This window comes from Streptomyces sp. NPDC045678, assembly GCF_056432085.1.
Genome location: NZ_JBWKJS010000008.1, coordinates 369,186 through 387,563, shown reverse-complemented (window position 1 = coordinate 387,563; position 18,378 = coordinate 369,186). Strand labels below are relative to the sequence as shown.

Sequence of the window (18,378 nt, the reverse complement as noted above, 5' to 3'; positions counted from 1 at the left end):
GACCTCCGCTACAGCGGAGTCGTCACCGTGGAGATCTCGCCGCTGCCGAGGTGCAGCATGCCCTTGCCCGGCGCCACCGGACCGCCGACCATGCTGCGCGAGATCCGCAGCCCGATCAGATCGCCGCTGGAGCTGTCCTGCGGCGACAGCAGAATGCCGCGGCGTCCCTTCTTCGCGTCGACCTGCCAGCCCGAGAAGCCGCTGCAGACGTCCTCCTCGTCGCCGGCGATGACCAGGGCGAGACCCAGGTCGGTGCCGCGCTGGATGATCCGCTTGAAGTGGCTCGCCGCGTCCGCGTCCTCGAGGATCTCGGCGTCGTCGACGAGGACGACGACCGGGTCCTCGGTCGACGCCTCCGCCTCGTCGATGAGCTCCTCGAACTCGTCTTCGTCGATGTCGTCCCCGGTGAACACTTTCAGCACGCCCTCCGTGCCCTCGAGCGCACGCAGCGGCGACTGGCGCGGGGCGGCGACGACCAGACGTACACCCTGCGTGCGGAACGAACGCGCCATGTTCATCAGGACCGTCGAGCGACCCGACTTGGCCGGGCCCGCGATGACGAACGCCGGCACGCCCTCCGCCAGGTCGGGCCCGTGCCCCATGACCTCGTCGCCGCCGATGCCCACCAGCGCCCACAGCTTGGAGCGCGAGGCGTCCGGGTCGCGCAGCTCCCACGCCTCCTCGAAGGAGATGCGGCTCGGCAGCGTGTCGACGCGGAACGGGCGGCGGTGGCGCGGCACGTCCGCGTCACGGGCCGCGGCCCGCTCGCCGATCGCGCCGATCGCGGCGGCCTGCCCCTGACCGGTGGAATCCTCCGACAGGAGAGCGAACTGCGTCTCCGTGCCGCTCTCGTTCCTGAAGGCGCGGCCCGGCGCGATCTCCTCGGGGACCTTGCGAGCCGGGATGCCGAGCATCGAGAAGTCGGAGCGGTCGGCGAGCCGCAGACCGTACTTGTCCTCGGTGAGCGAGGAGATGCGGCCCACGAGGAGCTGGCGGTCACCCGTCATCACCATGTGGAGGCCGACGCTCGCGCCCTCCCGCATGATCGTGGTGATCTCGTCGGTCAGCGAACCGTGGTCGATCTCGCCGAGCGTGGGCAGCCAGCCCTCCCAGCGGTCGAGGAGCACGACGATGTGCGGCAGCCGCTCGTCCTCCGCGGCGTCGGCCCGCTGCTCGCCGATGTCCGCGTACCCCTTGTCGGCCAGCAGGTCCTGGCGGCGGGTGAGTTCGCCCTTGAGGCGGTTGATGAGGCGTACGACGCGCTCGGTCTGGTTGCGGCCGACGACGGCGCCGCAGTGCGGCAGGCGGGTCAGCGCGTTGAGCGCACCGTTGCCGCAGTCGATGCCGTAGAGGTGCACGTCGGCGCTGGAGTGGGTGCGGGCGAGCGAGCCCGCGATGGTCCGCAGGACCTGCGAGCGGCCGGAGCGCGGCGCGCCGCCGATCATCAGATGGCCGAAGTGCGCGAAGTCCACGACGACGGGGCGGCGCGCCTGGTCGGCGGGGAGGTCCTCGACGCCGTACGGGGCGGGCGTGAGCGCGCCGGGGGCCGTGCGGGGCGCCGGGGCGGGGATCTCGTCGAGCAGCAGGGTCTCGCCGAGCGCGGGCAGCCAGGGGCTGTGCTGGGCGGGGATGCCGAGGGTCCTGTTGGCCTCGATGATCTCGTCGACGAGGACCTTCAGGTCGGTGATCTCCTCCTCCTCGCGGGCCTGCGCCTTCGGCTTCACGAGCGTGGCGCGGCCGAGGGCCGCCCAGTCGAGGGAGTCGACCCACGGCGCGAGCAGCGTCGGGTCGGCGGCCCCGGGGCGGCGGCCACCGACACGGCCCGACTGGAACGGTACGAGGGAGGCGTGCCCGAGACGCACGTACGCCCGTCCCGGGGTGTTCTTGGAGATGTGCCCGGCCTCGGGGGAGTCGATGACGTCGCTGGACTCGCCGCCGTCCGTCACGCGCAGCGCGATGCGGAGGTTGGTGTTGGCGCGGATCTCCGGAGAGACGACACCGGAGGGCCGCTGCGTGGCCAGGAGCAGGTGGATGCCGAGCGAACGGCCGCGCTGGGCGATGTTCACGAGGCCCGTCACGAAGTCGGGCAGGTCACGCACCATCGAGGCGAACTCGTCGATGACGATGAGGAGTCGCGGCACGGGCGCGTGCGAGGGGTCGCGCCGCACGAGGTCCTGGTAGTCCTCGATGTCCTTGGCGTCGGCGTCGGCGAGGATGTGCTCGCGCCGCTTCAGCTCGGCCCCGAGGGACTCCAGGGCCCTCTCCACGAGGTGCGCGTCGAGGTCGGTGACCATGCCGACGGTGTGCGGCAGCTTCACGCAGTCCTTGAAGGCAGACCCACCCTTGTAGTCCACGAGGACGAAGGTCATGTTCTCGGGCGTATTGGCGACGGCGAGCGCGGCCACGATGGTCTGCAGCAGCTCCGACTTACCGGAACCGGTGGTACCGGCGATGAGGCCGTGCGGCCCGTCCTTGCGCATGTCGATGCCGAAGGGACCGTCGTACGACTCACCGATGACGGCCATGGTGGACTGCCCGCCCGCCTGCCACCTGGCGGTGATCGCTCCCGCGGTCGGCGGCTCCAGCTGCAGCACGTCGAGCAGCCGACTCGACCCGGGCAGCGCGGAGTCCTCGGTCTCCCCGCTGATGTCGCGCAGCGGCGACACGGACCGCGCGAGGCGCAGGCACCAGGCGGGGGTCACGAAGTCGGGCCGTACGTCGAGGAGTCGCTCGGCGCCGCTCATCTCGACGCGCAACCGCAGCTCGCGCGGGGCGCCGGCCTGCTGCGGGTCGGGCGCGGTGGTGTGCCAGGCCTGGAAGGAGGGGAAGCCGCCGGGGGCCTGCTGGGGCATCGCGGGCCCGCTCGGCGCGCTCGGCAGGGCCGCGCCGCCGGCGCCGCTCGCGTACGGGTCGGGACCCGGCTTCGGCTCGGCGACGACGAAGGCCTGGCACTCGCCCGGCAGGAACCGTTCCTCGGTGTCGAGGCAGAGCGCGTACATGTGCACGGCGGGCCCCTCGCGCAGCAGCCGCACCACACCGGGCAGCGACCGCAGCCGCCGCGACCCGTCCCACACCACGACGATGTCGGGGTCGGAGAAGGCCGCCCCCTGCCCCTTGTTCTCCTCGGCGGCCTTCACCCGCGCGTCGAGGATCTGGGTCAGCTCACCGATGCGGGCGCCGACGGTCTCGGCGTCCGTCCCGATGAGTACGTTGATGTCCTGGCCGCCGGACGGCCGGGCGTGCGGCAGCCACCGCACCCAGTCCCAGCTCTCCTTCGACGTGGCCTCGGTGAGTACGTAGAACTGCACGTCCATCGGGCTGTGCAGGGTCGCGGTCTGCGCGACGGCCCAGCGCCCGAGCGCGGTGGCGGAGTCGTCGGGCCCCGCTATGCCGATGACACCGAGCCCCTTCAGCGGCAGCGCGACGGGCGCGTCCTCGATCTTCCACGTGACCTGCCGCCGGTGGTCGTCCTTCTCCGGGTCGTCGAGGACGACCTCGGAGGGCAACTGCCCGGTCCCGAACCGCACGAGGAGATGGTCGGCGTCGGTGCGCCGCCGCTCCCAGAGCCGGGTGCGGGGCCCGGTGGCGAGGGCGAGCACGGAGGCGGGATCGGGCACGGCGTTGCGCCGGTCGACCCGCTCGGCGACGAGCGCGTCCTGCGCGTCCTTCTCGATCCGGGCCTTCGTCTCCTTGTACTCCTTGACCTGCTTCGCATGGGACTTGCGCCCGTGCTTCTTGTCCATGAAGTAGTTGCCGAACAGCATGATGGGACTCAGTCCCGCCATGATCAGGTAGTACCAGCGATTGAAGATCATCGCTGCGATGACGGCACCGACCAGCGGAAACAGCGCCATCAGCCACGGCAGCGGCCGCGCCTCGAACTCACGGGGCGGGCTGGGCAGCCGGAAACTGGTCTGCCGCTCGGGCGGCCGCAGCCGCGGAGGCCGGTTGTAGTCGAGCCCGGCACCGTCCTCGGACCACTTGAGGGCGGCGTTCGGGGGCGTGTAGCGGACGAGTTCGAGGAGGGTGTTGCCGAGCGCGATCTGAGCCCCGAGCGGCCAAGCGACACTGTCGAGCCGCCCATTGGCGCCCCGGGCCCCCTTCGCCAGCTTGGCCCGAGCCTCCTTGCGCTCCTTCCACTCCTTGCGAGCCTGCCGCTCCCGCTTCTCCCGGGCCTTGCGGTCCTTCTTGGACTCGCCCTCGACCGGCGCCCCCGCCCCAACGGGCTCTTCCTCCTCCTTCTCCACCCCGAAGGGCGCGCCGTCGAGCGTCACACCCTCCTTCTCCTCAGGGGTTCCGTGGAGGGTGGCCTGACAGGTGCCGTCGGTTGCAACTGACAACGTCAGGGCGCGGGCGGGCAGCTCCGGATCATCGATGCGGATGTACGAGGCGGGCCCGCCGCCGATGTCGTACCGCCCGATCCCGAGCCGGTGCACGGCTCCGGCGGCGGCCCCGCTCGCGACGCGCAGCTCGACGAGCCCGGAGGGCTCGCCGGGCAGACATCCGGCGGGATCGTCGAGGCTGACGATGGCCCCCTCGCGCAGCGGCGAGGTGACGACGGTGGCGGAGGGGTCGACGGCGTACCCGTCCACATAAATGATCGGAGCGCCACCGCCGGGCGCCTGCTGCCCGTGCCCGATCGGAATGACCTGCGCACCGCTGTGGCCGACCTGCCGGGCCAGTTCCACCGCGATGTCCCGCACGGTGGACTCGGGATCGGCGTCGAGAACCACGTCGGCGGTGCCCCCGCCGAACGGATCGACGACGGTCAGAGTCAGGCGCACGATCGTCCTCCCCGGAGCTGAACAATGCGCCCGACGATATCCGCTCCCCCCTTCCCACAGGCAACGCCCTGTGCACAGCCGCACCCGGGAAAGGCCACGCGCCACCCGACATCCCCTGCCGCGATCTCCCTCCGCATCCGCCCGCATTCCTCCATAACTCTTCGCACCCCTTCGCACTCGCTCATAGCAGAGCTGTGACTGAACCGGGCTGTGATCCCATCCGCCCCACCCGTAAGCTGCTGGCGCAAGAGCGGAAGATCACACCATCCGCGTTAAGGGAGCCACGGGGGTTGGCCCTGCGGCGAGTTGATTGGGAGAGAGCCTCATGGCCAAGGACCTTGATGTCACATATCAGGACATGCGAGACGCGGCCAAGCACGTGGTCAAGGAGAAGGACAAGCTCAACGAGAAGCTGGACGGGCTGAAGAAGTACATCAAGCACCTCGTCGAGACGGGCTTCGTCACGAAGAGCGCCTCGAAGGCGTTCGACGAGAACTTCGACGAGTTCGTCGAGGGCGCGAAGAAGACGATCGACGGCCTGGACGGCATGGGCGACTACCTGACCAACGCCGCGGACAAGTACGAGCAGATCGACGACGAGCTCGGCAAGGCTGCACGCAAGTAGCCGGGGGCTCGGCTCCTTCGGGGCGGGAAGGGCGGGGCGACCGCCGTTCCCGCCCCGCCGTCGTTGTTCGGGCAGGGTTCGCAGGCGAGAAGCCACGGGACCACCCCCGCCGCCGGTTACAAGGGAGTTGATGTCGTGACGGAGCAAGAGCGGCAGAGCCGAAACGGAAGTGCACGGAGCACACCGGGCCCACCCGTCCCCGTCCCTGAGGACGACTACGTCGTCGCATTCGACTTCGACGACGGCTGGCTCGGGCTCACGCTCCACGAGGGCACCCGGGCGGAGGCCCGTCAGATGGCCGCGAGCCTTGCCGAGCGATTCGATCCGCGGCGGCAGGGCGTCGGCGGCAGGGGGACGGCAGGGGGACGGCAGGGCGGCGGCAGGACGGCGCTCCAGCGCGAACTGGAGGAGCATGCCCTCTCGGTCCACGCATCCGGCCCGCTCCTGACCGCGGTGGCCTAAACGGTCAGTGGCGTGTTCTTGCCCACCCGCGGCCCGCCGGGGTCCTCAACGGTTGATCGACTGGATCTCCTCGACCGTGACGTTCTGGACCGCCTCTATCTTGCCGTCGGGCATGGCCTCGGCCGCGCCATGGCCTGTGCCCGTCCAGCTGATTTCCCAGGTGAGGGAGGCCTTGAGGGGGAACGTGGAGCCGGCGGACGAGCGGCCGTAGACGATGCCGCAGGGCGGGGTCTCCTTGGACTTGCCCTTCGCGTACGGCTCCCCGATCGTGTCGCCGACGATGGGGCACTCACCGTTCGCGGGGAGCGTGGTCGCGTCCGCGGTGCCGGGGTCGAGGGTGAGCGACTTGGGCTTCGCGGTCGTCGTCGCCTCGATCCGGAAGCCCGGGATGTCGATCGCCGCCGTCGCCTTCACCTCGTCGAAGGCCGCCTTGTCGAGCCAGGCCCACGTCGGCAGCTTCACCTTGGTCGTGCCGTCGGGGGCCAGGGTGACCTTGGTCTTCGGCAGCTCCATGTGCTGGTAGGCGAGCGCCGCGAGGATCTCCGGGCTGATGGCCTCCTCGTACTGGGGCGGCGGCGCCTCGCCGTTCTCGACCCAGAAGGGGATGTCACTGCACGAGGTCCGCTTGAGGTAGTCCGGCTCGTCGGGGTTCTCGACCGCCGCCCAGAACATCCCCTCGCCGTCCTTGTCGACGTTGTAGTCCTTGTAGCCGGGGGTGTCCGTCCAGCCGTAGTCGTCCTCGTAATGCCGCTGGAGCTCGTTGATCGCCGCGCCCGCGTGCCCGGTCATCCCGGGCGCGCTCGCCGCGTCCTTCAGCTCCTTCGACATCTTCTTCTTGAACTCCTCGGCGCCGTACTTGGGTGCGTACCAGCAGGGCGGAGGCGTCCAGTTGACGTCGGACGACGTCACATTGCCGCTGCCGCCGCCTTTGGCGACGGAGCCGGTGTAGGTGACTTTCGCGGCGGCGTAGATGCCGGTGCCGGATTTGTCGGCGCCGCCCTGCTGTTCGGTGCTTCCGCCCTCGCCGTTGCTGCTGGGCTCCGCGGCGTACGCCGCGTGTGTGAGGGTGAGCGTTCCGGCGGCGAGTGCCAGGGCCGCCGCGCCGGTACCGAGCGTCGTGAGCCGTGATCTGTTCACTGGCATTGCTTCGCCTTCGTCTCGACGAACACCTTGGAGGCCTGCCACAAGCCTTCACCCGTGGGGTACTTGACCATCACGATCTTGAAGTGGTCGTAGTCCTTGATGCTCGGCTCGCTCTTCAGGACCTTTCCGGTCTTGATCTCTTTGCCGTAGAACTTGCTCGAGTCCACGCAGAAGGCGACCTCCACCGACTTGCCGTTCGGGGCGGACCGGGTGGTGGCCTGGTAGTGGCGCCGGGTCCCGGTGGCCGTCCAGCCGCCGTCGATCCGGCTGTCGATCTGCACCTTCGCGTAGTGCAGCCCGCCGCCGGTGGAGTACGCGGACACCGCCGCGTCCTTCGAGGTGCGCTTGTCAACGCCCCGATAGATCGCCCGCATGAAGTTCGCGGCATCATCCATAGCCGCCGCCTCGTTCGCGTCCTTCGGCTTGTCCCAGTCGAAGACCAGATTCATGCTCTTCGGCAGCGATACGTCGACGCCGTCCGGCTTGTCCGCGGCCGGTGCGCCCGCCGGGTCGGCCGACTTCTTCGGCTTCGCCGAGCCGTCGTCGGCCCCGGCGATCTTGTCGTTGTCCTTGGAGTCACTGTCGCTCCCGCCGCCGCATCCCGTCAGGAGCAGGGCAGCGGTCGCGGCGAGCGCGGCGGTGACGGGCACGGTGCGGCGGTTCACGGTCGGCTCCCGGTGGGGCGAGGGGTGTCTCCAGCGTGCCGACGTTAACCGTGGGGTCGCGGGTTCCGCCAGGGCTGGAAGTGGCCTGATAGCGGGGCGAATCGCCTGATTCCAGTGGACTGTCACCGTGTCGTGACGCGGAGGCGCGGGCGCCATCTATCGGGACTCAGCTGTCGCCGGAACCATTCAAGGAGGGCACGCGGTGATACAGGCACTCGGCTCAGGCGTCGAGGTTCACGAAGAGGCTCCGGGCGAACTCGTCGAACTCGTCGAACTCGTCGATGTTCGACGTGATCCACCCGATGTCCTCACCCACCGTGCGCACGATCACGTCGATGCGGAGGGATTCCAGGCGCCAGGCGTAGTTCACCGAACAGCACATGGCACCGGCCTCGGATGCGACGAAGTAGCGGATGGAGCGCTTGCCGCGGCCCAGATGCTCGGTGTCGAAGTCGATGACCTCGGGGTCCTGAGCGGCGCCGGGTTCGTCCTTCTGGACGAGCTCGTCCAGCGTCGCGTCGACGTCACCCTCGCTCGGGCCCGCGTGAACGAGGAAGGTCAGGAACTCCCTGCGGGGGTCCGGTACGTAGAGAAAGATCTGGTGGACCGGGACGGTCCGGGGAAGCTGCTCCGCCACGGAGTCCAGCTCGAAGGCCAGCATCTTGACCTGCTTCTTGTCGACGTGTTCGTCGTCGACGAGCGACCAGAGCAGCTCCGAGGTGCGGCGAGCCCATTTCTTGCGTTCCCGTGCCGCCGCACGCCCGTCGCCCAGGAGGGGCATGGCGGGCCAGACGGTGGCATCGCTGTCCGAGTCGAGAGAGAAGGTGACGGTCACTCGGTCCTCCAGCGAAACGTAGTCATCACGGCGTCGAAGAGCTCGACGAGGATCTCGGTGAAGTCGCCCTCGGGGTTGCCGTCGCCGAGTGTGGTGAAGCTGACGACGACCCAACCCCCGTCCCCGCCGGGCGGGGCGGGAGAGCCTGACAACGCGGACGACGGTACCGGCACGACGTATTCGACGTGCTTCGACGGCGCGTCCGCACCCTTCATCGCACAACGAACTAGCTTCTACAGTGGCGTAGTAGTACGGTCGGTGGCGACGTCAAGATCACCCCGCGCTCTGGGTGCCGTCCACGCCGCCAGCCAGGGTGCCGAGAGCCAACTACGCCTCAATCAACAGGTCTTCCTCTCCGGCCAGGGAATCGACCTGGGCGGTAAGGCCCTCGGATCGAGCGACACGGTGGACAAGCCGTACTTCGAGCCGTTCCAGGACTACAAGAACGAGTACACCGCCGAAGTGGGGTCCTCCTGGTGAGCCGAGGGGACCGCCGGGAGCCCGGCGAGCGCTACTTCGCCGCGCTGGACCGCGACCGCTTGCAGCGGGAGCGCGTGGCCGAGGAGGCGGAGCGCGCCTACGCCAAGGACGTGGGCGTGGTGCGCGTGATCTCGATGGTGCCTCCGCTCTTGTACTGCGCGTCCATGATCGTGGGCGCCGCCTCGGAGGGCGTCGCGCTGTTCGTCCTGCGGTACGTGCTGGGGCCCGCGGGTCTCGTCGCCACGGCGTTCGTGATCGGGCTGGTCCTGAAGTACGAGCGTTCGCCCCGGCGCGACTTCGGGGTTCCGGTGGTGGTCTTCGGCTCGGCCCTCCTGAACGGCCTGACCGGCTTCGCCACTGGGTCCGTGATCTACGTACTCGTACCGCTCGCAGCGCCCCTCACTCAGTGGGCACTGCCCAAGTACCGGGCCCGAGCCCGCAGCAGCGCCCGCACCCACAAGGAGCGCCGGCCGTGACCGTCCGACCGCACCCCGCCGAAGGCCTTACGTGACTGACCGCACCGCCACCGCTCCCCGCGGCTACCAGCTGATCCTGCCGCCCGAATGGGCCCGTATACCCATGCGGACGGGCACCGACGACGCGATCCGCGCCCTCGTCGACGACGCGTTCGCCACGCTGCCCGCGGACGCGCCGCGGGACAGGGTCGGGCCGTACCGGCGAGAGCTGGAGCGGCGTCTCAAGGACGCCGTCCAGGAGGCCCGCAAGGCCGAGGCGCTCGACCTCTACCTACCGGTCGAGCGCATGCACGGCATCGCCGTCCCCGCGTCGATCGTCGTCTCGGAGATGAAGTTCCCGGACGAGGTGGCCGTCGATCCCTCGGCGGTCTCGCGCCGCCTGCTGGAATCACCAGGCCGGGCGGGCGATACCGCGGTTGTGGAAATCGACGGCGTGAGCGCGGTCCGTACGGAACGCACGGTCGCCGCCGGGGAACCGGGTGGTGGCGAGCTCGCTTCGCGCCGCGTCGACTACGTGGTTCCCGTGCCGGGCGATCCCGGACGCTGGCTCGGTGCCGTCTTCTCGACGCTCGCGGTGGGGCAGCCGGAGGAGCCGGACGAGGAGAGGGATGCGGGTGTCGACGGCCTTGCCGAGCACATCGAGTACGCCGCGTACACCGATCTCTTCGTGGAACTGTTCGACGCGATGATGAGCACCTTCCGATGGAGTCGCCCGTGAGCCGGCCGCATGTGGACTACGACACCGATCTGTGGATGCAGATCCCGAACTCCTGGGCCGGCACTCCGTGGAAGGGCCCCAAGGAGTGGGGCCGCGATCTGTCCGCGGCGTGGTGGGGTGACAGCGGCCTGGAGCCGACCCGCAAGGACCTCAAGGTCCTGGCCGCGACGCTGCGCTCCTGTGCCGAGCGATTCCCGTCGAGCCACCCCGGGTTCGACGTCTACCTCCATCTGCCCGACCCGCGCCTGATGCCGCTGCCGGTGTACGTCGCCTCGATCGAGGCGGACGGCGAGGGCGACGGCGACCACGACCGTGATGAAAGTCTGCGGGCCCTGGTCACCACGGACGCCCCGGCCCTCGTGGAGAAGCCGATCGTGGAGGACTTCACCACAGAGTCGCTCGGCACGGGCCTGCGTTCCCTGCGGTACACGCAGCTGCCCGAAACGGACGGCGGCACGCTCGTCGCGGGCGTGCGCTACGCCTGGCGTCACGAGGCGACCGGATGCGACGTCGTGGTCATCGTGTCCGCCCCCGACCCGCGACGGGTACTGGGCGCCATGGACGACCTCGACGCCTTCGTGCGGTGGATCGGCATGCAGGGGTCGGCGTGAGCCCCGGACGGATCACGTGCAGCTGCCCCGCCGCGGACGGATCACGTGCAACTGCCCCGCCCCGCACGGGTCACGTGAACCCGCCCCGCCCCACCCCTCAGGGAGCCCAGACGCTCAGCGTCCGCGCCAGGTTCTCCAGATCCTCCGCCGCCCGCATGACATGCGCGATGTCCTCGGAGGCCGTCCAGATGACGACGTCCGCGCCGTGCTCCTCGATCTGCCACGCGTACCGCACGCAGGCCAGCAGGTGCGGGGAGTCCTCCTGCGGGACGTAGCGGAACGTGGTCATGCCCTTGCCGAGTCGGTCGGACTTGACCGTCTTCACGACCGGCGGTTCGACCGCGCTCTTGTCGTCCGCCTCGGTGAGGGCGCGGAGGGTCTCCTCGCGGGGGCCGGCGGTGGGGCCGAGTGCCGCGCAGACGGGGAGCGGGACGTCCGTCGGGTGGTCGAGGTGGAGGAAGAGCCAGTGGTCCGAGCCGGGCGGGGCGAGGGCTTCGGCGGTGCGCTGCAGGGTGCCTGCGACGAAGTCGACGCCGTTGGGGCCGGGGTCGAGGTCGAAGTCCTCCCACAGTTCCTCGGCAGTCTCACGAGCCCAGGCGCCGATGTCGTCCCATAGGTCGAACGGAGCGCTGAGACCTGCCCTGGGCGGTACGAGAACCCAAGGGTCCGCATCGATATCTCCGATATCGAGAATGCTCCAAAAGTACTCTTTCGCTTCTTTGGTCACCCTCGGCTCCAGCGGAAGTTTGCCATCACCGCGTCGAACCATTCGACGAGCGCTTCGGCCAGTTCGTCCTGCGGATCCCCGCCTCCCACAGTCGAGAATGCGGCCACGAACCAGCGGTCCGGATCGCCCGGTACGGACACCATGTACTCCACTCGACGAGATGCGAGGTCCGCGCCCTTCTGTGCCGAAGCACCTGCCACGTGCTCACGACGTACGGCGAGCGCACCATCGATCTGGCCCGAGCTCAGATCCGCGTCCTCCACACCATCCCGCGAGAGCAACTGGACCGCGACCTCGGTGGGCTCCGTCTCCGCAGTTCGGCGACCGGCGGGCCTGGGGACGAGGGATTCAGTCACCAGGATCGAAGCGCCGAGCATGGCATCACCCATGGGTTTCACGGGCAGATAGAGGTCCAGGGCATTGGTTTTCCGGGCATTGGTGACGGCCGCACGGAACCGGCGTTCCAGCTCGCGTTTATAGGGGCCGATCCGGTCCGTTGGGGCGTCCTCAGGTATGCGTGTGAACGCGTCATCCAGGATATGGCGAACGGCTTCTTCTGTGCCCTGGCGAAGCGGGACCTGGGCCCATTCGCTGGGCAGGAGAAGGCGATAGCCCGTGACGGGAGGGAGGCCTGGGGCGCCGGAGGAAAGATCTCGCGGAGCCGAGTCCATATGTTCAGCCTTCACCGTCTTGCTCCTTGCGATTGAGGTGTGCCATACCGGCGAGACCGGCAAGACTCACGGCCGCGGCGATCCACAAAGACAGGTGACCCTTCCCGATGGCGAGCAATGAGGCGTAGAAGAGGTAGATCACGAGGGCCCACTTGATCAAGCTGTGCTCATCAGCGATCTTCGACCAGTCGTCGGGGCGTCGAGCCAGGTAGATCAAGATCACTGGTGAGACCGCACACAGCGTCCATTCCCAGGTCGCGGGCGGGAGCCATGCCTCACCGGCGAGATCTTCCGTGAGGAACGGCGCGAACATACGGGCCAGGCCCAGCAGAAAGATCACCCGGAAGGAGACCACGCCGATCCGGAGACGCCGGTCCCTCTGGTGGTCACGGTCCTCGGGGCGCGAGGATTCCGGGCGCGAGGATTCGGCCGTCATGGGTTCTCCTTCACCATCGTGATGCCACGGGCCTGGTCATCCGGTCCTTCATGCGGCTGTACTCGCCGTCGGAGGCATAGTCTCCGGCCTTGTCACCAGTATCCAGGACAGTGCTGACCCCCCAGGACCCCCGAAGCACGTCTTTCTGTCGCGCGGCTTCGCGCGCGTTGTCGGCGAGCTTGGTGTTTTCGGGGTACGCGTCCCGCCACTTGTTGATGTCCTTGATCTGCTTGCCAACCTCGACATCGCCGAGCGCATCTGCCTTTTCTTTGGCGCTGATCTGGGGCATCTCGGCATCGCGTACCTCGTCGGCGGCCTTCTTCCCCTGACTCCTAGCTTTACCGAGTTGGTTCAGGTTACGGGCTTTGGCGTTCTTCCGCGCGGTGCCCGACCTGCCGCCTCCCTTTCGGGACTTAGCCACCGAACTCGCGCGCGATCCAGCCGTCTTGGAGGCGCTCTGCGCCGTCTTGGCCGTGCCAGCAGCACTGGAGGCTGCCTTGCGGGAACTCTCCTGCAGAGCCTTTATCGCTTTGCCGGCCTTGATGCCGTTGCGCGCCATCTTCAACGCACCGACATCCATGAGGACATCGAACCAGGAGCCGTTTCCTGTCGCAGCCTGCACGAGATGGATCGCGGCTACAGCGATCGTCAAGCCAAGGGCGATGACGCCGAGCCCGGGGAAGAACATCGCTGCGATGCCCACAGCGGTGGCCGCCCAGCTCATGGCCTCGGCCAGGGTGCCTAGCCACTCGGCATCCCCGATCGCCGCCTTAAAGTCGTTCCACCAACTGTCCTTCATGTCATCGTCGATGGACTTGCGGATCTTGCCCGCGTAATGGCTCGCGCGCTCGTCGTAATCCCCGGCCGCGGAGTTGAGACGCCCGCGGGCGTCCGACAGGTCTTCCTTGGCCTTCTTCAGGGCGGGATCCTCGGTGTCGGAATCCTTGTCGCCCTTCTTGTCCTTCTCGTCGCCGTCCTTGGCCTTCTTGTCGGAGTCCGGTTTGTTCTCGTGGGCGTCGATGATGCGCTGGGCGTCCTTGGCGTCGTCGAGCGCCTTGTCCGCCCGCTTCTGGTACCCCTCCATGTCCTCGGCCCAGCTGGACAGATGGTTTTTGACCTCGCGGTAGCGGTCCTCTGCCTCGTCGAGCTTGCGGCCGAGCCCGCGGGCGTCTTCTGCTAGCTTGTCCGCGTATTGGCCTTTGAGGTTGTCGGCGTCGGCCATCGCGGTGAGCGCCGCCGCCTGTGTGCGCAGGTACTCGGCGATCTTCTTCATGTGCTTCACCTGGCTGCGGACCCCCTCGGGGTCCCCCGGTACGGGGTCGCTCTCACGCAGTGGTTGCCAGTCCTTGGGCCGTGCCATTTCTCCCCCGAAAGTCGTGCTCGTGCGGTGTGACTGTGCCGCGCTGCGCTACTTGTCCTTCTTCTTGCCGGTTTTCGACAATTGGTCTTCGAGCTTCTGGAAGGCGTCCCGAGTGCCCTCGACTTGCTTACCGACCTCTTCGAGGTCTTCGAGGAGGCGTTTGCGATTCTTGTCCCAGTTGTCGACGAAGTCACCCATGGCATCCTTCATGTCGGATGCGCCAACCGCCGTTTTGACGTCGTCCTTCCACTCGTCGAGATTCTTGAATTCCTTCTCGATGGCGTTCAATTGGCTCGCCGACTTGTTGAGTAGCTGGAAGTCGACGACCAGGTCGGATCCGGACATGTCACCCCGTTGTTCTGGCTCGATATGCCGCATTGCGCGGGTCACTACTTTGCCATGATCGCGCCTGAACTGTCGGCGCCTGTTCTGTGGACGTCCTGAGGAAACCAGGACCGTCGATGACACGCCATGCCGTCTTCAGCCGCGCGGCTTCCGGGGAGGATCCTGCCTTCGGGAGAAGTCCCCTCGCCCCACCCGCCGCGCGATCCCGTCCTCCGGGGCATCGCCCAGCAGGGACCCGTACCCCGTCGCCGCCCACACGCTCGACTCGGCGTCGGCCTCGAAGTAGGGGACAGGGCGGCCGTCCGGGGGCGCCGTGTCCGTGAGGACCTCCGGAGCGCGGCGTTCGCGGACCGCGCGGGCGCAGTCGGCGCAGGCGGAGACCCGCAGTTGATCGCGGCGGCCCAGGGGCCGCCAGGAGATGGTGCGGGCCGCGCGGCCGTGCAGGGGGTTGAAGAAGCAGAGGGGGAGCGGGTCCGGCGTGCCGTCCAGGGCGTCGCGGCCCTCCAGCACCAGGGCGAGGACGCCGGCCAGGTCGGGCAGCCCCCGTGCGGAGTCGAGGACGGTGCCTGCGGCGGCGTACGCGTCGAGGGCCCGCTGGAGCCCCGGCGTCGTCCCGGCGTCCGCCGCCCGTGCCGCGTCGCCGAGCGCGAGGACCTCCGCCTCCGCGCGGCGGCGCAGCTCGGCCTCGTCGGCGGCGCGTGCCGCGGCGAAGACGGCCTGGGGGAGGGCGAAGGGGGCGGCGGCCGACGCGGTGCGGCGGCGTGCGGAACGTACGACGAAGGCCGCGAGGAGCGCGAGAGCGAGCGCCGGTACCGCGACGGCGGCGATGAGGGGCCAGGGGGGACCGTCGGCCTCCGGCCCAGCGCCTGAGCTGCCGCCCTCGCCGCTTTTGCCGCCGTTCCCCGCCCCGCGGTCCCGGGCCAGGTCCTCGTGCAGCTTCTTCGTCTCCTTCTCGTACTCCGCCGTGCCGTTGCCCCGCTCGATCACCGTGACGGCCTTGGCGGTCAGGTCCGCGAGGCTCGCGTCGTCCAGTTCGTCCATGAGGTCGACGGCGTTCGCGGCGTCCTCGGCCTGGTGCGCTTCGCCGGGCCACTCGTGGCCGCGGATCGAGTCGTGGAAGTCGCCGTCGGTGGTGAGGAGGATGAGGTCACCGTCCGTTGAGGGGCCACCGTCCGTTGAGGGGCCACCGTCCGTCGAGGGGGCACCGTCCGTCGAGGGGCCGCCGTCCGCCGAGAGGTCGCGGTCCTCGAGGCGGTCGCGTACGACGCCCGCGAGCGTGTCCGCGTCCCCGTTGTACGCGTCGCCCTTGGCCAGCGGTACGAGGACGACCTTGATGGGCAGACCGGTGGCGTCGATCTGCCGGACGAGTTCCTTCTGCCGGACAGGAGGCACGGCGGACTCGGCGTACGAAGGGTCGACGTACACCGGGGACTCGGCCAGCGCCCGAGCGATCTTCTCCCCGGGACCGCGGCCAGGGCCGGAGCCGGGCCCGGGGTCGGACGGAGCGGCGAGCGCGGGCGCCGTGGACGTCAGCAGGGCGAGCGAGGCCAGGACGGCGGCGACGGACGCCACCACCGGGCGGCGACGGAAACGCGGAGGGCGGTTCGGGTCACTGGACACCGGCGTACTCCCGTACCTGGCGGATGAGTTGGGGAACGCCCTTGCGCGCGGCGGGCATGGGGCCCGCGGCGTCCTCGTACGGGACACGGTCGGCGCCGCGCCCGCCCGAGGGCGCCGGCAGCCTGAGGCGGCGCGTGTGGGCGAGCTCCGGCCGCTCGATGACGAAGGCGCGGCAGGCGTCGCAGACGGGGATGGTGCGGCGCCTGCTGTCCTCCGGCGCGTACTGGGCGTCGCGCCAGCCGGTGGCCGGGCCGTGCAGCGGGTTGAGCGCGCAGCAGGGCTTGTCGGTGTCGCCGTTCGCGAGCGCGGCGCGGCCCATGCGGGCGAGCGTGACGGCGGCGGCGAGGTCGGCGGCCGGCACGTCGTCGTCCACGCGGCCGTCGGGCCCGCCGGCGTCCCGGTCGGCCAGCAGGGCGGCGGTGTCGAGGCAGTCCCATACGCGGGTGCGCAGACGGGAGGGCAGCGCGGCCTCGGGGTCGAACTCCCGCGACAGCGAGGCGAGTTCCTCGTGGGCGGCGCGGCGGAGGTAGGAGGGGGAAGGGTCGGTCGGGGCATCGAAGCCGACGAGCGTCGCACGCCTCCTCCCGGACCCTCCGCCACTCCCCGGCCTGGGCCGGATGACGCGAAGGCCCGGGGCGGCGGGACGCAGCCTCGGCACCGTACGCCCCAGGATGCCGAGGACGGCGGCGACCACGAGGAAGACGATCACGGCCCCGATCGCGCCCACCAGGAGGCCGGGCCAGAAGTCGGTGCTGAAGAGACGGGGCAGAGCGGTGTCGTCGACGGGGTCGGGCGCGTCGGCGCCGATCGAGGAGGTCTCGGGTGCGTCCGTACGGGGCGAGTCGTCGAGGAACGTCAGGAGTTCGTCGAGGCGTCGGCCCAGCCGGTGGTCGTCGGAACGCTCGTCCGAGTCGTCGTAGCTGATGCCGTCGGGCAGGTCGAAGGCGACGCGGTTCGCGTCGACGCGTACGTCGTACGAGACGACGTCGATGTCGCCCGAGATCGGATCGGCGACGACGTACACGCCGGGCTTGCCGAGGCCGCGGTGGAGCGCGTCGGCGAAGACCTCGGGGTCGCCGCCGGACTCGTCCTCGGTCATCTGGGGCACGAGGGCGACGTGTACGGGGCCGTAGTCGGCGTCCTTCATGCGGGAGCGGAGGCCGTCGAGCTGCCGGGCCGTGAGGGGGTGGGGGCTGTCGGGGTCGCTGTAGACGGGGTCGCGGCGCAGCCCGTCCGTGACGCGGTCGACGCGCGCTTCCATGTCGGCGGCGGTGGGCGGGGGAGAGGCGCTGGACGTGGTCTGGTCGAAGAGGGCGGTGGCGGTGAGGGCGACGGCCGCGGCGAGGACGAGGGCGACGGCGCCCTCGACCCAGTGAAGCCGACGGGCCCGGGACGGGGTGCGGGGCGAGGTCGCTTCCCCGTCGCCCTTCCTCAGGGAGACGACGTCGACGGCCGGCGTCCGCCGCCGTCGCCACCACCGGCGTACGTACGGGGAGATCAGCAGGACGAGCAGCGGGAGGCCGGTGAGCGCGATGCCGGTGAGGAAGGACTGGTTGCGGCGGTCGGTGGGACCGATGTGCAGCTCGTCGGGCTCTTCGCCGCCGCCCGACCCGTGCTTCTCGCGGGCTGCCTCGGCCCGCCGTGCGGCCTTCTCCGGGCCCAGCGCGATGACATCGGCGAACCGCTGGAAGCTGAGCAAGGGCCCGGCGTCGTACGGAAGTTCCCGGAGCTGGACCGACCAGGCGTCCTCGGCGGCCGCGCGCACGCCGAAGGCGACGGCCTGCGAGACGGAGGACTCGTCGATGAGCACGTACAGCCCGTCCCGCCCGAGCCGGTCGTGCACGGCACCGAGCAGCGCCTTGCTCTCCGTGCTGCTACCGGGTTCGGGCAGCACGAGCACATAGGTCCGCACACCGATCCGCCGGGTGATGCCCTCGGCGATCTCGGCGTAGTCGGGGGCGGTGGAGCGGGGGACGGCGCGGGGGAGGTGGTCGGTGATGTAAACGGGGTCGGAACGGAGGTGGGCGGCGAGGGAGGCGGCCTGGGTGGACCCCCGCGGGGACGGCTCGGGCGCGGCGAGGGCGGGGGCGGCGGCGAGGAGGGGGAGGAGGAGACAGGCGGAGAGGATGGCGCTGAGGGAAGCGGTCAGGAGGCCGATCAGGGACAGACACCGACGCCACCCCGAACCGTGACGCCTTCCCGCGCCCCGAGGGACCCTGCCCCCGTTGCCCTGGCGAACCCGCCCCGTCCGCGTGCGTCCCGCACCCTTCGCTTCCACGGCCACAGCGTCCCCCTCGTTCATTCGCCGCACATTACTGTCGCGACGAGCGGAGGACCACGGGTGGCGGGGCGGGCGGTGTGAGGGTGGCGTGCGGGTGCTGGGGCGGCGGGACAGGTCGACGAACCAGGGGGAGCAGGGC

At 69.9% G+C, this 18,378-nt stretch carries 18 protein-coding genes; 6 read left to right on the top strand and 12 right to left on the bottom strand.

Translation table 11 applies throughout. The features are described from left to right. Positions 1-8: 8 nt before the first annotated feature. Positions 9-4,784: an FtsK/SpoIIIE domain-containing protein gene (locus AC07DO_RS28400; protein WP_479063543.1), complete on the bottom strand. Its 4,776-nt coding sequence runs from the start codon at positions 4,782-4,784 to the stop codon at positions 9-11. A gap of 325 nt (positions 4,785-5,109) precedes the next feature. Between AC07DO_RS28400 and AC07DO_RS28395 the strand changes: the two genes are divergently transcribed. Together AC07DO_RS28395 and AC07DO_RS28390 are read left to right on the top strand one after the other, a co-directional pair. Continuing rightward, positions 5,110-5,409: a WXG100 family type VII secretion target gene (locus AC07DO_RS28395; protein ID WP_150185642.1), complete on the top strand. Its 300-nt coding sequence runs from the start codon at positions 5,110-5,112 to the stop codon at positions 5,407-5,409. 135 nt (positions 5,410-5,544) lie between these two features. Further along, complete coding sequence (locus AC07DO_RS28390; protein WP_479063542.1) at positions 5,545-5,871, top strand: hypothetical protein; 327 nt, start codon at positions 5,545-5,547, stop codon at positions 5,869-5,871. 45 nt (positions 5,872-5,916) lie between these two features. Here AC07DO_RS28390 and AC07DO_RS28385 read toward each other — a convergent pair whose 3' ends face one another. The 4 genes from AC07DO_RS28385 to AC07DO_RS28370 all read right to left on the bottom strand — a co-directional run bounded on the left by AC07DO_RS28385 (position 5,917) and on the right by AC07DO_RS28370 (position 8,666). Further along, positions 5,917-7,014, bottom strand: coding sequence for a hypothetical protein (locus AC07DO_RS28385; protein WP_479063541.1), 1,098 nt, complete (start codon positions 7,012-7,014; stop codon positions 5,917-5,919). After that, positions 7,005-7,679, bottom strand: coding sequence for a hypothetical protein (locus tag AC07DO_RS28380; protein WP_479063540.1), 675 nt, complete (start codon positions 7,677-7,679; stop codon positions 7,005-7,007). Before AC07DO_RS28380 ends, AC07DO_RS28385 begins: the two co-directional genes overlap by 10 nt. Before the next feature lie 220 nt (positions 7,680-7,899). Continuing rightward, positions 7,900-8,514, bottom strand: a complete 615-nt coding sequence (locus tag AC07DO_RS28375) for a hypothetical protein (protein ID WP_479063539.1) — start codon at positions 8,512-8,514, stop codon at positions 7,900-7,902. Next, positions 8,511-8,666 carry a hypothetical protein gene (locus AC07DO_RS28370; protein WP_479063538.1) on the bottom strand — a complete coding sequence of 52 codons (156 nt, stop codon included), beginning with the start codon at positions 8,664-8,666 and terminating at the stop codon, positions 8,511-8,513. Before AC07DO_RS28370 ends, AC07DO_RS28375 begins: the two co-directional genes overlap by 4 nt. Before the next feature lie 106 nt (positions 8,667-8,772). Between AC07DO_RS28370 and AC07DO_RS28365 the strand changes: the two genes are divergently transcribed. From AC07DO_RS28365 to AC07DO_RS28350, 4 genes are read left to right on the top strand one after another with little or no spacing between them, the layout of a single operon-like run. Then, positions 8,773-8,994: a hypothetical protein gene (locus AC07DO_RS28365; RefSeq protein WP_479063537.1), complete on the top strand. Its 222-nt coding sequence runs from the start codon at positions 8,773-8,775 to the stop codon at positions 8,992-8,994. After that, complete coding sequence (locus AC07DO_RS28360) at positions 8,991-9,470, top strand: hypothetical protein (protein WP_479063536.1); 480 nt, start codon at positions 8,991-8,993, stop codon at positions 9,468-9,470. Before AC07DO_RS28365 ends, AC07DO_RS28360 begins: the two co-directional genes overlap by 4 nt. A 31-nt stretch (positions 9,471-9,501) precedes the next feature. Next, positions 9,502-10,188, top strand: coding sequence for a hypothetical protein (locus AC07DO_RS28355; protein ID WP_479063535.1), 687 nt, complete (start codon positions 9,502-9,504; stop codon positions 10,186-10,188). After that, positions 10,185-10,799 carry a hypothetical protein gene (locus tag AC07DO_RS28350; RefSeq protein ID WP_479063534.1) on the top strand — a complete coding sequence of 205 codons (615 nt, stop codon included), beginning with the start codon at positions 10,185-10,187 and terminating at the stop codon, positions 10,797-10,799. Before AC07DO_RS28355 ends, AC07DO_RS28350 begins: the two co-directional genes overlap by 4 nt. A gap of 97 nt (positions 10,800-10,896) precedes the next feature. Here AC07DO_RS28350 and AC07DO_RS28345 read toward each other — a convergent pair whose 3' ends face one another. The 7 genes from AC07DO_RS28345 to AC07DO_RS28315 all read right to left on the bottom strand — a co-directional run bounded on the left by AC07DO_RS28345 (position 10,897) and on the right by AC07DO_RS28315 (position 18,236). Continuing rightward, the gene (locus AC07DO_RS28345; RefSeq protein ID WP_479063533.1) at positions 10,897-11,526 is read right to left on the bottom strand and encodes a hypothetical protein; all 630 of its coding nucleotides are present in this window, start codon (positions 11,524-11,526) and stop codon (positions 10,897-10,899) included. Then, positions 11,523-12,212, bottom strand: a complete 690-nt coding sequence (locus AC07DO_RS28340; protein ID WP_479063532.1) for a hypothetical protein — start codon at positions 12,210-12,212, stop codon at positions 11,523-11,525. Before AC07DO_RS28340 ends, AC07DO_RS28345 begins: the two co-directional genes overlap by 4 nt. Next, complete coding sequence (locus AC07DO_RS28335) at positions 12,202-12,633, bottom strand: hypothetical protein (RefSeq protein ID WP_479063531.1); 432 nt, start codon at positions 12,631-12,633, stop codon at positions 12,202-12,204. The genes AC07DO_RS28340 and AC07DO_RS28335 overlap by 11 nt, the downstream gene beginning before the upstream one ends. A 10-nt stretch (positions 12,634-12,643) precedes the next feature. Beyond that, positions 12,644-13,906 carry a DUF308 domain-containing protein gene (locus tag AC07DO_RS28330; RefSeq protein ID WP_479063530.1) on the bottom strand — a complete coding sequence of 421 codons (1,263 nt, stop codon included), beginning with the start codon at positions 13,904-13,906 and terminating at the stop codon, positions 12,644-12,646. Positions 13,907-14,041: 135 nt separating this feature from the next. Next, a complete protein-coding gene (locus AC07DO_RS28325; RefSeq protein WP_398977212.1) occupies positions 14,042-14,338 on the bottom strand; it encodes a hypothetical protein in 297 nt (98 codons plus the stop codon). A gap of 135 nt (positions 14,339-14,473) precedes the next feature. Continuing rightward, a complete protein-coding gene (locus AC07DO_RS28320) occupies positions 14,474-15,958 on the bottom strand; it encodes a hypothetical protein (protein WP_479063529.1) in 1,485 nt (494 codons plus the stop codon). Further along, positions 15,948-18,236, bottom strand: coding sequence for a hypothetical protein (locus AC07DO_RS28315; protein WP_479063528.1), 2,289 nt, complete (start codon positions 18,234-18,236; stop codon positions 15,948-15,950). The genes AC07DO_RS28320 and AC07DO_RS28315 overlap by 11 nt, the downstream gene beginning before the upstream one ends. Positions 18,237-18,378 lie beyond the last annotated feature (142 nt).